The sequence below is a fragment of the Pseudomonas sp. GW821-FHT02C04 genome (assembly GCF_059421845.1).
This window is the reverse complement of the sequence record NZ_JBWKVT010000013.1, coordinates 34158-48360: the sequence shown is the minus strand read 5'-3', so window position 1 is coordinate 48360 and position 14203 is coordinate 34158. Positions and strand designations below refer to the sequence as shown.

The following is a 14203-nucleotide window of genomic DNA, read 5'->3' as shown; positions in this document are numbered from 1 at the left end:
TCGGCTGCAGAAAAACAGTCGACTGAGCGTGTTTTCGGGATGCCTCGGTACTGACCGGGGCCGGGATAAGTTGGCCCGTTGGTCAGGAATTAAATCCGGGCTTTTTTTTAGACCGAATTCAGGAGGCCGCGGAGAATACTGACTCAACGGCCAGGCCTCAAGTGCCCCGCAACAGAGCACCGACGACAGGTAGGGGGCACGGTTGCGGGTCATCTTAGAAGTGCACCTTCACCAGCAGGCTGGCGGTGTTCTGATTGGTGTCGAGGTTGTGGCTGCTTTCGACCCCGTATTTGTTCTTCCAGTAGCTGTATTCGGTGCCGACATACAGCTGCTTCTGGCTCCAGCCGAGGGCTTTGCCCAGGTCATATTTGATCTGCGGATTGATGTGCAGGTTGGCGTGATAGGTGCCGCGCGAGTTTTCGTCGTTGTCGACGACCCAGTCGAGGTAGCCATCGATCAGCACATCGGAATTGCCCACGGGAATGCTGTAGGACCAGCCCGGGGTGATCTGCCAGACACCATCGCCGGGGCGCGGGCCTTCGGTCTGGCGGCGGAAGATGTTCAGGGTGACGTAGTTGAAGCCCGGCACTTTCAGGTCGAAACCGGGGCCGATCAGATAGGCCTCGCTTTCGCCTTCGCCGTACTCGTAGGACATCGCCAGCAGCACGTCCTTGATCGGGCCGAATTCGAGCTTGCGATCGAAGATCTTGCCGAACGAGAAGCGCGGGGTGAATTCGCCGTAGAAGGTATGCGGGCCTTTGTTGCGGTCTTCCTGGCCGTTGTAGAAGATCTTGTCGACGAACAGGAAGTTGTCGCCGTACTTCCACTTGTCGGCGTGCTCGAACGTCACCGTCTGCTGGATCGACGGGTTGATCGCGAAATTCTTGCCGTACAGGTAGCTCAGGCTGTTGGTCTGCCACAGCAATAAATCGCCGGCCATGGCTTGTGATGCGGCCAGCAGGCCGCCGCTCAACAACACGTTGGTTTGAGTCCGGATCATCTGTTGCTCCCTCTTGTTTTTATTGTTTGAGGCAAAGCTGTCGCGAGGGGGCTGGCGTTGGCGAGCCCCTCTTTTACTCTTCGGATCAGTGCGGGTGTGCGTGACAGTCGTTGATGGCCGCGCGTTCGGCGCCCCCGAGGATGTTGAACAACAGGTTCAGTGTCAGCGCGCTGAGGGTGGCCATGGCGATGCCGCTGTGGGTGATCGGGCTCATCCACAATGGCAGGTGGGCGAAGAACTCCGGACGCACCACCGGGATCAGGCCCATGCCGATACTTACCGCTACAAGCAACTGATTGCGCCGGTCGCCGATGTCGGCCTCTTGCAGGATCTTGATCCCGGTCGCCGCCACCATGCCGAACATCGCAATCGCTGCGCCGCCGAGTACCGCCGGTGGAATCGATGCCACCAGGAACGCGGCTTTCGGCAACAGGCTCAGGACGATCAGCAAACCGCCGGCAACGATGGTCACCGAGCGGCAGCGTACGCCGGTCATCTGCACCAGGCCGATGTTCTGCGCGAAGGAGGAGTGGGTGAAGGTGTTGAAGAAACCGGCAACGAACGATGCGCCGGCATCACACAGCAAGCCGCGACGCAGCATGCGTGGGCAGACGTCCTGGCCGGTGATCTTGCCCAGTGCGAGGAACATCCCGGTGGACTCGACGAAGATGATCACCACCACCAGACACATCGACAGGATCGGCGCCAGTTCGAACTTCGGCATGCCGAAATGCAGCGGGGTGACGAATTGAACCCATGGCGCATTGGCCATGCCGCTCAGATCGACCATGCCGATGGCGCCGCAGAGCACGTAGCCCAGGCACATGCCGATCAGCACCGAAATGTTGACCCAGAAACCGCGCATGAAGCGGTGGATCAACAGAATGGTGGCCAGCACCAAAGCGGCAATGGCCAGATAAATCGGTGAACCGAATTGTGCGGCGCCAGCGCCGCCACCGGCCCAGTTCACGGCCACGGGGAACAACGATAAACCGATCGAGGTGATGACCGTGCCGGTCACGAGAGGAGGGAAGAAGCGCACGACCTTGGACATGAATGGCGCGATGATCATGCCGAAGAACCCGGCGGCGATGGTGGCGCCGAAGATCCCCTGCAGACCGATGCCTGGCATGCCGGCCATGGCGACCATGCTGCCGACGGCGGCGAAACTGGCGCCCATCATCACCGGCATGCGAATGCCCATCGGGCCGATGCCCAGGGATTGCACGATGGTGGCGATGCCGGCGACCAGCAGGTCGGCGTTGATCAGGAAGGCGATTTCTTCACGACTCAGGCCAGCGGCCTGTCCGATGATCAGCGGTACCGCGATGGCGCCGCCGTACATCAGCAGAACATGTTGCAAACCGACCAGGATCAGTTGCAAAAGGGGCAAACGCTGAATGGCGGGTGCGTCGGGGATGCGCGCTTTGGACAGCTCGGACATGCAACACCTCGGATCTTTTTTATTCTTGTGATTGAACAGCTGCCGGGTTGCTCACAGCTGTCCTTTTGCATCAGGTAAACCGCGTTGCGGCTAATCGCAGGCAAGCCAGCTCCCACAGGATTGTGTGAATTCCTGTGTGAGCGGGCTTGCCCGCGATGCTTTTATTGCTTAGTTGGTCTGGGCTCCCTGCGCGATCCATGCACCGATCAGGTCACGTTCCTGCTGGGTCATCTGTGTGATGTTGCCCAGTGGCATGATCTGCGTGGTGATGGCTTGCGCCTGGATCCGCGCCGCGTTCTGGCGGATCTGCTCGGGGGTGTCGAACATCACACCGGCCGGTGCCGCGCTGAACAGCGGGCTGGTCGGTTTGGCCGAATGGCAGACCGCGCAGCGTTCCTGGATCACGTTGTGTACCTTGTCGAACGCAGGGCCGGCGTTGGACGCCTGAGCCGGAGCGGCGGCCGGTGCAGCAGGTGCGGCCGGTTGTGCCGCTTCAGCCGGTTTCGCGCCACCACCCAGCGCCGTTTCCGGCAGCGGCTGGTACTCGATTTTCGCTGGAGCCTTGGCCACTTCCGGTGCAGTCGGCATCGGCGCAGGGCCGGTGACGTAAGCCAGGGTGATCATGCCCACCGCTGCCACCGGCAGAGTCCAGGCAAACTTGTGGCTGTCGTGACGGGTGTTGAAGTAGTGACGCACCAACACCGCCAACACTGCGATCCCGGCCAGGATCAACCAGTTGTACTGGCTGCCGTAAGTGCTCGGGAAGTGGTTGCTGATCATGATGAACAGCACCGGCAGGGTGAAGTAGTTGTTGTGACGGGAACGCAGCAGGCCTTTGGCTGGCAGCGCCGGATCCGGCGTGCGGTTCTCGGCGATCGCTGCAACCAGTGCACGTTGCGCCGGCATGATGATACGGAACACGTTGCCGACCATGATGGTGCCGATGATCGCGCCGACGTGCAGGTACGCACCACGACCGCTGAACACCTTGCTGAAGCCATACGCCGCGCCGATGATCAGCACGAACAGGATGAAGCCGAGCAGGGCAGGTTTCTTGCCGAGTGGCGAATCGCAGAGGAAGTCGTAGATGAACCAGCCGGCGATCAGCGAACCGATGCCGATGGCTACGCCTTCAGGGCCGGTCAGGCCGCTGCCGGGTGCCACGAGGTAGAGCACGGGGTTGGAGTAGAACACCACGCACAGCAGCGCGATCCCCGACATCCAGGTGAAGTAGGCTTCCCATTTGAACCAGTGCAGGTTCTCCGGCATCGACGGAGGGGCCAGTTTGTATTTTTCCAGGTGATAGATACCGCCGCCGTGGATCGCCCACAGATCACCGGCAAGACCGGTTTTCGGGTTGACGCGGTTGAGGTTGTTCTCCAGCCAGACGAAGTAGAACGACGCGCCGATCCAGGCCACGCCAGTGATCATGTGAACCCAGCGCACGCTCAGGTTCAGCCATTCCAACAGATGTGCTTCCACAGTCTTTACCTCTCGCCCGTCACTCTTGTTGTCGAGTGATCGGACCTTCTCTTATTGGTGGGGGGCGAGGATCAAACGCTCATCCTCTTTGAAAAAATGCTCATCGCAGTTATTGCCTGTGCCACTGCGATCAACCACCAGGAAGTCATCCCGCTTTTCGATCGTCAGCACCGGGTGGTGCCAGACGCCGCGATGGTAATTGATGCCCTGCCTGCCGTTGGTGACGAAGGCGCGGACCAAGCCTGATACAGGTTCATCGCCAAGTGGCGCGACCACGATCAGAAAGGGGTTGCCGAGCAGCGGAATGAAAGCCTGGCTGCCCAGCGGATGGCGTTCCAGCATGCTGACGGTCAGCGGCATGTCCTGCGCGTCGGCGCGGAAGATGCTGATGATCGCGTTGTCCTCAGGCGTAGCGGTTTCGACCGTCGCCAGTTTGTGGAAGCGCATGGTCGAACCGTTGTTGATCATGAAGTGATCGCTGCCGTCGGTTTCGATCACGTCACCGAAAGGGGCGAAGGCTTCTTTGGTCAGCGGTTCAATCGTCAGTGTGCGCATGCTGTTCTTCTTTTCGTTGAGTGATCGTTCCCACGCTCCGCGTGGGAATGCAGCCCGTGACGCTCCGCGTCACATCCAGAGTGGACGCAGAGCGTCCAGTGATGCGTTCCCACGCAGACGGTTCGACGCCTCGACGTGGGAACGATCATTACGGTGTTACTTCGCGACCTTGCCCAGTACGCGCAGGCGGCTCACACCACCATCCGGGAACACGTTCAGACGGATGTGGGTGATCGGGCCCAGCGCCTTGATCTGCTCGACGAAGGTATGTTCGGCGTGCATTTCCAGCTTCTGGCTCGGCAGCAGTTCGCGCCAGAACAGCGACTGGGTTTCGATCTGGCTGTCGGTGCCGCCCTTGACGAACGCGCCCTGGATCGAGCAGGTGTCCGGGTAGTTGCCTTTGAAGTGCAGGGTGTCGACGATGATTTTCTCGATCTCGCCCGGGTGGCCCAGTGCGACGATCACCCAGTCATTGCCTGGCGTGCGACGACGTGCGGTTTCCCAACCGTCGCCCATGTTGATGCCACGGCCCGGGTTGAGGATGTTGCTCATGCGGCCGAAGTGTTCGTCGGAGCAGGCGAGGGCGCGGCCACCGTTCAGGGCTGCTGCCAGGTCCACTTGCTCGTTGTCGCCGACAGCCGACCAGTCGCGATGCGGAACACCGTACACGCGCAGACGGGCCACGCCGCCATCCGGGTAGATGTTGAAGCGCAGGTGGCTGAACGCCTTGTCGTTGCTGATTTCGTGGTAGTGGTGGCTGTTGCCCTGCAGCTCGACGGCCGACAGCACTTCGGTCCACTGGGTGTTTTCGTCCGGCTCGCCCGACGCCAGGAAGCACGCTTCCAGAGAGGCCGATGGCGGGAAGTTGCCGGTGAAGAATGAAGTGTCGATGTCCACGCCTTTGATCGAACCCGGTACGCCCAGGCGGATCACCGCGCTGTCGTAGCCTTCGAAGCGCTTGCGGCGCGATTCCCAGCCGTCCATCCACTTGCCGTTGTCGTCGAACACGCCCTCCTTCCACACGGCCGGGGTCGGCTGAAACAGACGATTGGCGTCTGCGAACCAGTCATCGGTGACCGAGATGATTTTGGTGCCCAGACGGGCATCGGCCAGGTTGACGAACTTCTCGAAAGGTACGGCGTAAGCTTTCATTCTTCTTGTCTGCCTTTAAATAAGTGGCTTGGGATGCTTGCGAGGCCCTGGGCGTTCTCCGCGTCTGACACGCTCGGGCCATGCTCGCTAAAGAGTCAGTAAACGGAACAGGGCGATCTTGTTGATCTCCGCCAGCGCGCATTTGAACTCGGTGTCGACCGGGTTGTGAATGCGCGTTCCGAACGCCGCGAGGATCTGATGCCGGTTGCTGCCTTTTACCGCCATGATGAAGGGAAACTTGAACTTGGCCTTGTAGGCGTCGTTCAGCTCGGTGAAGCGAGAAAACTCTTCGGCCGTGCATTGGTGAATACCGGCGCCAGCCTGTTCATTAGTGCTGGCTTCGGTCAACTGGCCCTGGACGGCAGCTTTGCCGGCCAGGTCCGGGTGGGCGTTGATCAGTGCCAGTTGACTGGCGTGATCGGCGCTCAACAGGATGTCGCTCATGCGCTGGTGCAGGGTTTCGATCTGATCGATCGATGGGTCCTGGCCCAGGTCGAAGGCCTTTTCGGCCACCCATGGCGAATGTTCGTAGATGTCGGCGAAGGCTTTGACGAAGGCGTCGCGGCTCAGGGTCGACGGTTTCAGGCTTTGAAAGGTGCTCATTTGGCAGCCCCTTGGTACGGGTGGGTTTCGTGCCAGTGACGCGCGATGTCGACGCGACGGCTGAACCACACCTGTTCATGACTTTTGGCGTATTCGATAAAGCGCTTGAGCGACGCCAGACGCGCCGGACGGCCCACCAGACGGCAGTGCAAGCCGATAGACAGCATTTTCGGTGCTTCAGCGCCTTCGGCGTAGAGCACGTCGAAGGCGTCTTTGAGGTATTCGAAGAAGTCGTCGCCCTTGTTGAAACCCTGGACCTGGGTGAAGCGCATGTCGTTGGTGTCCAGGGTGTACGGGATCACCAGGTGCGGCTTGCCGGTCGGGTTGTTCGGTTCCCAGTAGGGCAGGTCGTCGTCGTAGGTGTCGCAGTCGTAGAGGAAACCGCCTTCTTCCATCACCAGACGACGGGTGTTCGGGCCGGTGCGACCGGTGTACCAGCCCAGTGGGCGCTCGCCGGTGAGTTCGGTGAGGATGCGGATCGCTTCGAGCATGTGCTCACGTTCCTGCGCCTCGTCCATGTACTGGTAGTCGATCCAGCGGTAGCCGTGGCTGCAGATCTCGTGGCCGGCCTCGACCATCGCGCGGATCACGTCCGGGTGGCGCTGGGCGGCCATGGCCACGGCGAAGATGGTCAGCGGAATGTCGAATTCCTTGAACAGTTTCAGGATCCGCCAGACGCCGGCACGGCTGCCATACTCGTAAAGCGATTCCATGCTCATGTTGCGCGCGCCTTGCAGAGGCTGGGCCGCGACCATTTCCGAGAGGAAGGCTTCCGATTCTTTGTCGCCGTGCAGAATGTTGCGCTCGCCGCCTTCTTCGTAATTGAGTACGAACGACAGTGCGATGCGGGCATTGCCCGGCCAGTGTGGGTGAGGAGGGTTACTGCCGTAACCGATCAGGTCGCGTGGGTAGTCAGCGCTCACTGCAGTCTTCCTTCTTATTCGTTGACAGGTTGTGTAACGGCCTGCACAGGCTGGCGTCACAGCGATGGGCTGATTGTATACAACTTTATTCTCAATTTGTAAGCCTGAATTTTCGCATTTTTCACCGGCTGTCATCTTTTACTGCTAATGGCGTGAGCCTGCAAGAAACCTGCCTGACCAGTCAGCTAATGGACTGGGGGTTCAATGAATGCATGGTGCAAGGGCAGATCACCGGGAAATCGGGGGATGGCAGGGGTGAGAGGAAAAATGTCGTTTTTATTGTGTACAATTTTTTTGAAAAGTGTCTTAATCAATCGCTCGCCGCAGCTTTTCGTGCTCCGAAACGGTGCGGTCTCCTTTTCAACTGACTTCGGGAGGCGCGAAGTCTGACTGCTCCACGCAGGCAGGCGCGCAGAATCAATGGGACGTTTGACAACACACGTTTTGGACGCTGCACACGGTTGCCCGGGCAGCTCGATCAAGGTTGAGCTGTACCGCGTTGAAGGTTCGCACCTGGAATTGGTCGCCAGTGCGCTTACCAACAGCGATGGCCGGGTCGATGCGCCGCTGCTGCAAGGCGATGACTACCGTACCGGTGTCTATCAGGTTCAGTTCCACGCCGGCGATTACTACCGCGCCCGTGGCGTCCAGTTGCCGGAACCGGCATTCCTGGACGTGGTGGTGCTGCGGTTCGGCATCTCTGCCGAACAGGATCACTACCACGTACCGTTGCTGATCTCGCCTTACAGCTATTCCACGTACCGGGGCAGCTGACCCCCAAGCAGCTGCCCCCACCGGGAAGCGACTGCGCATATAGCTTCTTTGGTCTTTCGCCCGCTCACACTGCGGGCTTTTTTTCGTCCCTCGTTCAGTCGGTTGCAATCACAGCCTTGCGTGTCCGTCGCGCACGATAAACACCGTATCGTCAGCGTTTGTCAGCGTCTGCGGCCCACCCCTGAGCCAGACGACCTTGTTGGTGGCGTTTGCTGCAATGACCGCCGCTGCCGCAGGTGCACCCACCTGAATGTGCAGGCGCAGGCTGGCGCTGTTCTGATCGACATTCAGGGTCTGGTTGATCTTGCGACCCCGGATGCGATGCAGGCTGATGAAAAACACGTAGTCATGCCCGGTGCGTTTGAACACCAGCGCCGGAAAAGAGTTGGACGGGCTGGGATCGAACACGGCGTAGCCGTTACGGGTCAGCAGCGTCGCCATGAAACGTTTGAGATCCACCGCCGATTGAGTGTTGGTCGAATACAGCCATTCCTGACGAAACAATGCCGGATCGAAATCCAGCCGCTGCAACGGCCCACCCGGTGTCGGTGTCGGCAGTTCGATGATACGGATCGTTCCACCACCCGACGTCGGCAGAATCGGCAGCATCAGCAGTGGGTCTGCCAATTGCGGGCGTGGATGGGGATTTCCGGTTTTCCAGTCGTTGAAGGTTTGTCGCAGCAGGGTCAGTCCCGAGCCGGTGGCGGTGTTGGCGCCATTCGCCAGTACAAACTGATGGAGGGCGACGTTCTCCAGCGAAGTTGCTGATAACTCCGGAAAGTATTGGCTGACGTAGTTCGTCAATGGGCGTTCGAACGGTAACGTCGGATCGATTTGCCAGTGCTGGGCCGGTGGAACCTGAATGGCGCCTCGCGGTTGTTGCAGTGGGTCCAGTCTGAGCGTGCGGTCCAGCAGGTCGAAGTCGTAGATCAGATGATTCGGGTTCTTGATGTAGACGATCGGATCGTTCGCGTTGCCGCGTGGAATGACTTTGTACTGAATCCCGTCGACGCGAATGTCTCCCGGGGTAGTGTGTTGCGGGTCGATGCCCCAACTGTTCCACGCCGTCTCCTCAAGGCGAGGGCGTTTTGACGGGACGGCTGACGGTTCATCGTCAGGCACTCGGTGGCGTGAAATGAATAATTGTGAGGTGTCGGCGTCCGGCGCATTTTCCGTCAGGACCGGACGCCACATCAGCGTCCCCTCAACCCGTTCCAGCAACGGCCCGGACGCGAGGAGTTCGTTCGAAAGCCGGGCTCTCAATCCATCCTGTGCATCCGGTCCGATCAGCACCGTTCCGCCCTCGACGAGATCGACATAGGCATGGCGTCCCGCTGAACGAATGCCGTTCAGCAGGTCGGGAGGCGGCAGTCGGTTGACCAGTCCGGGTGCGAGAAAATAACTGCCGATCGGTCTTTGTACGGTGCTGTCCCGGACGTGCGTCTCGGCAGGGAGGTCGTAGATTTCGATCATCTGCCGGCGGCTCACGGAGGGCTCAGGCAACTGCCAGGCCGGGTGGGTCAGGGTCGGATCGATCAAGGTGTCGGGCATCAGGCGCGGGGGTGTTGGAGTGTCCGGCGTGGTGTCCCGTACGACAGGCGTGGTATCCGGTGTATCTGTTTTCGGTCGGGTGGGGCGTTTGGGGCTCATTGATTGTTTGGCTCTGTCAGGCAATCGATTATCTGGAGGGCACTGCCTCCGTGCGCCAGACGAGGCGCACGATGCACAGAAATGATCGTCAAGCCGGGGGTTTGACAGGTGGTACATATGTATAGCGGGGGCAGATGGACACGATCGGGCAATCGATCATCGGAAGACGGGGCGTTGGAGAAGCGTCTGCCACCCTCGCAGGGCGGTTCGAGGGTGGCAGTCAGTTGCAAATCTGGGCAGTCAGGACGCGATATTTCAGTGACCGCTCAGCAGCGATGCCGCGCCTGCGCCGCTAAACAGACCGGCGCTGATCCGGTTGAACCAGCTCTGACCCTTGCCGCTGCGCAGGTAACGCGCTGCACCGTGGGCACCGAGGCCGTAGGTCAACTTGCACAGCAGATCGAGCAGCGTCCAGGTGGCGATCATTACCAGCAGTTGCGGCAGGAACGGTTGTTCAGCGCTGAGGAATTGCGGCAGAAACGCGGCGAAAAACAAAATGTCTTTCGGATTGCTCGCGCCCAGCACGAAGGCCCGGCTGAACAATGCGCGAAATTTCGGAACCGGTGCCGCTTGCGGAACCTCGGCGCCGGTCGATGGCTGGCGTGATTGCTGCCAGCTCTGCCAGGCGAGGTAGAACAGGTAGATCGCGCCGATGATTTTCAGGGCGCTGAACAGTTTTTCGGACGCCAGCAGCAGGGCACCCAGCCCCAACGCCGAGGCACTGAGCAGGCAGATCGAGGCGAATACGCCACCGAGAAATGCCGGGTATGAACGGCGCAAACCGTAATTCAGACTGTTGCTGATCATCAGCAATGACAGTGGCCCCGGAATCAGGATCACCACCAGCGCAGCGCCGCTGAACAGCAGCCAGGTTTCCAGACTCATCACTTTCTCCTTTTTATCGTTATCAAGAATGTGCAAAAGCCCCACCCGCAAGGGTGAGGCTGATTTGACGCTTGAACCGCGTGACGCTTACAAGAAGATGAACTTGGCGATGAAGATCGCGCAGAGCACCCACAGGCTGACGGAGATCTCTTTGTATTTACCGGTGCCGGCCTTCAGCGCGACATAGGTAATGAAGCCCAGCGCGATGCCGTCGGCGACCGAGAAGGTCAACGGCATCATGATCGCGGTGACGATGGCCGGAATGCTGTCGGTCGCTTCGTCCCATTCGATGTGCGCCATGCCGCCCATCATCAGCATCGCTACATAAATCAGCGCGCCAGCGGTGGCGTAGGCGGGAATCATGCCGGCCAGCGGTGCAAAGAACATCGCAGCTATAAATAGCACACCGACGGTGACTGCGGTAAGACCAGTCCGACCACCAGCCGCTACACCGGCGGCACTTTCCACGTAGCTGGTGACCGGCGGAACGCCGACGACTGCACCGAATACGCTGGAGGCGGAGTCGGCTTTCATGGCGCGGGAGAGGTTTTCGATGCGGCCGTCAGCGCCCACCAGATTGGCGCGCTGGGCAACACCCATCAAGGTGCCGGCGGTGTCGAACATGTGCACGAAAAGGAAGGCGAGCACGACACTGATCATGCTGACGTTGAACACGCCGGCAACGTTCATGGCCATGAAGGTCGGCGCCAGGCTTGGCGGGGCGGACATGATGCCCTCGTAGTGCACCAGACCGATGCCCCAGCCAGCCAGGGTCACGGTGATGATGCTGATGAGGATCGCGCCGAACACCTTGTGGTAGCTGAGGATCGCGATCATCAGGAAGCAGATGGCGGCGAGCAGCGGGCCCGGTTCACGCAACGAGCCCAGCTTGATCAGCGTGGCCGGGCTGTCGACGACGATGCCGGCGGTTTTCAGGCCGATCAGCCCGAGAAACAGACCCACGCCGGCACCCATCGCAAAGCGCAGGCTGACCGGAATGCTGTTGAGCAGCCATTCGCGAATCCGCGAAAAGGTCAGGATCATGAACAGCACACCCGAGACGAACACCGCACCCAGCGCGGTTTCCCAGTTGTAGCCCATGGTGCCGACCACGGTGTAGGTGAAGAACGCGTTGAGGCCCATGCCCGGCGCCAGGCCCACCGGCCAGTTGGCGTACAGACCCATCAGCAGGCAGCCCAGCGCGGCGGCGATGCAGGTGGCGACGAAGGCCGCACCATGATCGATCCCGGCATCGGCCATGATGTTCGGGTTGACGAAGATGATGTAGGCCATGGTGATGAAGGTTGTCAGACCGGCGATCAGCTCGGTCTTCACCGTGGTGCCATGCAAGCTGAGTTTAAAGAGGCGCTCAAGCAGGCCATTGCGTAACGGCGGCGAGAGTTCCAGCGTCGATGCTTCGGATTTGCGGCTTTCCACAGCGAGTACTCCTCAAGAGTTTTATTGTTATTTCCAGGACCGGACCCTATGAGGGGGTGGCAGCGGTCCTTTGAGGCATACGCGAATTTGTTGACCATGCGGTCAGGAACTCGCACGCTGTGGATTATGCTTTTGTATACAAATAAAGCAAATAATGTTTTTGGTTTTGTCGACGAAAGTTTTGAGGATCGGGCTATATCACTCGGCCGCGCGGTTTTTCCCCAACGCCAGATTCACCGCCAGCCAGCCGTTGACCGCCGTTTCGCCCGCTTCGGCAAACACCCGCTCCAGCAATTTCACCTGCTCGCGGCGCAATGCCTGTTCAAATTTGGCGCCTTCGACGGTCAACGTCAGAAGCCGTTTACGTTTGTCTTCTTCGGACGCCACGCTGTCCACCAGGTGCATTTCCTGCAACTGACGCAACGGCATGTTCAACGCCTGCTTGCTCACACCGAGCAGCGCGAGCAACTCCTTGACGCTCAGGTTCGGGTAGCGGGCGATGAAAAACACGATGCGCTGATGCACGCGGGACAGGCCGCGACGCTCAAGCATTTCGTCAGCCTTGGCGGTGAACGCCTGATAACCGAAGAAGAACGCTTCCATGGCTTGCTGTTGGCTGGTGCAGTTTTTAAGGTCAAGCATATTGACGCTTCCGATCAGGTTGTCGTAATTTCAGTCAACAAGTTTGACTCATTTTTCTCATGCCTCGCTAGCGGTGACTTCCATGGCTTTTTCCGAACGTGTCTCGCGTCTCAAAAGTTCTCTGATCCGTGAAATCCTGGCTGCAGCTCAGCGCCCGGAAGTCATGTCTTTCGCCGGCGGTTTGCCGGCTGAAGCGATGCTGCCGAAGCTCGAGTGGGCCGACATGCCGCTGTCTCTCGGCCAGTACGGCATGAGCGAAGGTGAACCGGCGTTGCGCGAAGCCCTGGCGGCAGAGGCGAGGGCGCTGGGACTTGCCTGTGAAGCCAGCCAGGTGCTGGTGGTCAGCGGCTCCCAGCAAACCCTCGATCTGGCGGCCAAGCTGTACATCGACAAGGGCACCGAAATCCTGCTCGAAGCGCCGACCTATCTGGCGGCCTTGCAGATCTTCCAGCTGTTCGGCGCCGATTGCCTGGCCGTGCCGCTGGAGGCCGATGGCCCGAACGTTGCGCAGTTGCGTCAACGTCTGGAACAGCACCGCCCGGCATTCATCTACCTGATCCCGACTTTCCAGAACCCGTCCGCCGTACGCTACAGCGAAGCCAAGCGCGAAGCAGTCGCGGCACTGCTCGACGAATTCGGCGTGACCCTGATCGAAGACGAACCCTACCGCGAACTGACTTTCGACGGTGGCAGCGCTCAACCGATTGCCGGGCGCCTGAAGAAATCCAGCTGGATCTACACCGGCACCGTTTCGAAAACCCTGTTGCCCGGCCTTCGCGTCGGTTACCTGATTGCGAGCCCGGATCTGTTCCCGCACCTGCTAAAACTCAAACAATCGGCGGATCTGCACACCAACCGCATCGGTCAGTGGCAGGCGTTGCAGTGGATCGGCAGCGAGAAATATCAACAGCACTTGAGTGAATTGCGCGGCTTCTACCGTCAGCGTCGCGATGTGTTTCAGTCGGCGCTGGAAACTCACTTCGCTGATCTGGCGGACTGGAACACGCCGCAGGGCGGGCTGTTTTTCTGGCTGACGCTGAAGCAGCCGCTGGACACACGTACGTTGCTGAACACCGCTCTGGCCAACGATGTGGCGTTCATGCCGGGCGAGCCGTTTTTCCCCGACCCGGATCGCAACCACGGTCATCTGCGCCTGAACTTCAGCCACATCGACCCCGCCCGGCTGGACGAAGGCCTCAAGCGTCTGGCAGCGGTGGTGCGCCAGGCGCAGGCCGCACAGGCGGCTTAAAAAAACCGGCCATCAGGCCGGTTTTTTTTTGATTCAGACTGCGGCGAACCGCTTGTTCAGATATTCGATGATGGTGTTGGACTCATACATCCAGGTGGTCTGGCCATTCTCTTCGATGCGCAGGCACGGCACTTTGATCTTGCCGCCCTGTTCCAGCAGGGTCTGGCGATCCTGCTCGTTGTTCTTCGCATCCTTCAGGGCCACCGGCACATTCAGGCGACGCAGGCTGCGGCGGGTCTTCACGCAGAACGGGCAGGCGTGGAACTGATACAGGGTCAGGTCTTTCGCGGCGGTATCCACCTGAGCCTGGGCCGCGGCGGGGCGCTGTTTCTTGCCCGGACGGGTCAGGAAATCAACGAAGATGATCAGTTGGCCGAGGCCGACACGAAGCGCTTTGACGAACACGT

Annotated in this window: 14 protein-coding genes; 2 read left to right on the top strand and 12 right to left on the bottom strand. The window is 59.9% G+C overall.

Translation table 11 applies throughout. The features are described 5' to 3' along the window. Window positions 1–214: 214 nt before the first annotated feature. From AC07VV_RS29900 to puuE, 7 genes are all read right to left on the bottom strand, one after another. Window positions 215–1000: an outer membrane protein OmpK gene (locus AC07VV_RS29900; protein ID WP_495038289.1), complete on the bottom strand. Its 786-nt coding sequence runs from the start codon at window positions 998–1000 to the stop codon at window positions 215–217. 85 nt (window positions 1001–1085) lie between these two features. Then, window positions 1086–2444 (bottom strand): nucleobase:cation symporter-2 family protein, encoded by a 1359-nt coding sequence (locus tag AC07VV_RS29895; RefSeq protein WP_495038288.1) that lies wholly within the window; start codon window positions 2442–2444, stop codon window positions 1086–1088. A gap of 168 nt (window positions 2445–2612) precedes the next feature. Further along, a complete protein-coding gene (locus AC07VV_RS29890) occupies window positions 2613–3926 on the bottom strand; it encodes a urate hydroxylase PuuD (RefSeq protein ID WP_134825964.1) in 1314 nt (437 codons plus the stop codon). 51 nt (window positions 3927–3977) lie between these two features. Then, window positions 3978–4481 (bottom strand): ureidoglycolate lyase, encoded by a 504-nt coding sequence (locus AC07VV_RS29885; RefSeq protein WP_007960046.1) that lies wholly within the window; start codon window positions 4479–4481, stop codon window positions 3978–3980. 156 nt (window positions 4482–4637) lie between these two features. Further along, a complete protein-coding gene (gene alc / locus AC07VV_RS29880; RefSeq protein ID WP_096822937.1) occupies window positions 4638–5633 on the bottom strand; it encodes an allantoicase in 996 nt (331 codons plus the stop codon). An 87-nt stretch (window positions 5634–5720) separates the two neighbouring features. Continuing rightward, window positions 5721–6236, bottom strand: coding sequence for a 2-oxo-4-hydroxy-4-carboxy-5-ureidoimidazoline decarboxylase (gene uraD / locus AC07VV_RS29875; RefSeq protein ID WP_495038287.1), 516 nt, complete (start codon window positions 6234–6236; stop codon window positions 5721–5723). Continuing rightward, entirely contained in the window at window positions 6233–7159 is a 927-nt protein-coding gene (gene puuE / locus AC07VV_RS29870; protein WP_007960032.1) for an allantoinase PuuE, read from the bottom strand. The genes uraD and puuE overlap by 4 nt, the downstream gene beginning before the upstream one ends. A gap of 420 nt (window positions 7160–7579) precedes the next feature. Between puuE and uraH the strand changes: the two genes are divergently transcribed. Continuing rightward, complete coding sequence (uraH, locus tag AC07VV_RS29865) at window positions 7580–7933, top strand: hydroxyisourate hydrolase (RefSeq protein WP_011333195.1); 354 nt, start codon at window positions 7580–7582, stop codon at window positions 7931–7933. 108 nt (window positions 7934–8041) lie between these two features. Here the strand turns inward: uraH and AC07VV_RS29860 are convergent, their stop codons facing one another. The 4 genes from AC07VV_RS29860 to AC07VV_RS29845 form a co-directional block, all read right to left on the bottom strand. Beyond that, entirely contained in the window at window positions 8042–9472 is a 1431-nt protein-coding gene (locus AC07VV_RS29860; protein ID WP_495038286.1) for a hypothetical protein, read from the bottom strand. A gap of 366 nt (window positions 9473–9838) precedes the next feature. Next, window positions 9839–10468 carry a LysE family translocator gene (locus tag AC07VV_RS29855; RefSeq protein ID WP_495038285.1) on the bottom strand — a complete coding sequence of 210 codons (630 nt, stop codon included), beginning with the start codon at window positions 10466–10468 and terminating at the stop codon, window positions 9839–9841. A gap of 87 nt (window positions 10469–10555) precedes the next feature. Beyond that, window positions 10556–11905: an NCS2 family permease gene (locus tag AC07VV_RS29850; protein WP_085710637.1), complete on the bottom strand. Its 1350-nt coding sequence runs from the start codon at window positions 11903–11905 to the stop codon at window positions 10556–10558. Window positions 11906–12103: 198 nt separating this feature from the next. Further along, window positions 12104–12547 carry a MarR family transcriptional regulator gene (locus AC07VV_RS29845; RefSeq protein WP_495038284.1) on the bottom strand — a complete coding sequence of 148 codons (444 nt, stop codon included), beginning with the start codon at window positions 12545–12547 and terminating at the stop codon, window positions 12104–12106. Window positions 12548–12629: 82 nt separating this feature from the next. Here AC07VV_RS29845 and AC07VV_RS29840 point away from each other — a divergent pair, with 82 nt between their 5' ends. After that, entirely contained in the window at window positions 12630–13796 is a 1167-nt protein-coding gene (locus AC07VV_RS29840) for an aminotransferase-like domain-containing protein (RefSeq protein ID WP_495038283.1), read from the top strand. Between the two features lie 33 nt (window positions 13797–13829). Here AC07VV_RS29840 and AC07VV_RS29835 read toward each other — a convergent pair whose 3' ends face one another. Further along, entirely contained in the window at window positions 13830–14201 is a 372-nt protein-coding gene (locus AC07VV_RS29835) for a glutathione S-transferase N-terminal domain-containing protein (RefSeq protein ID WP_096822943.1), read from the bottom strand. Window positions 14202–14203 lie beyond the last annotated feature (2 nt).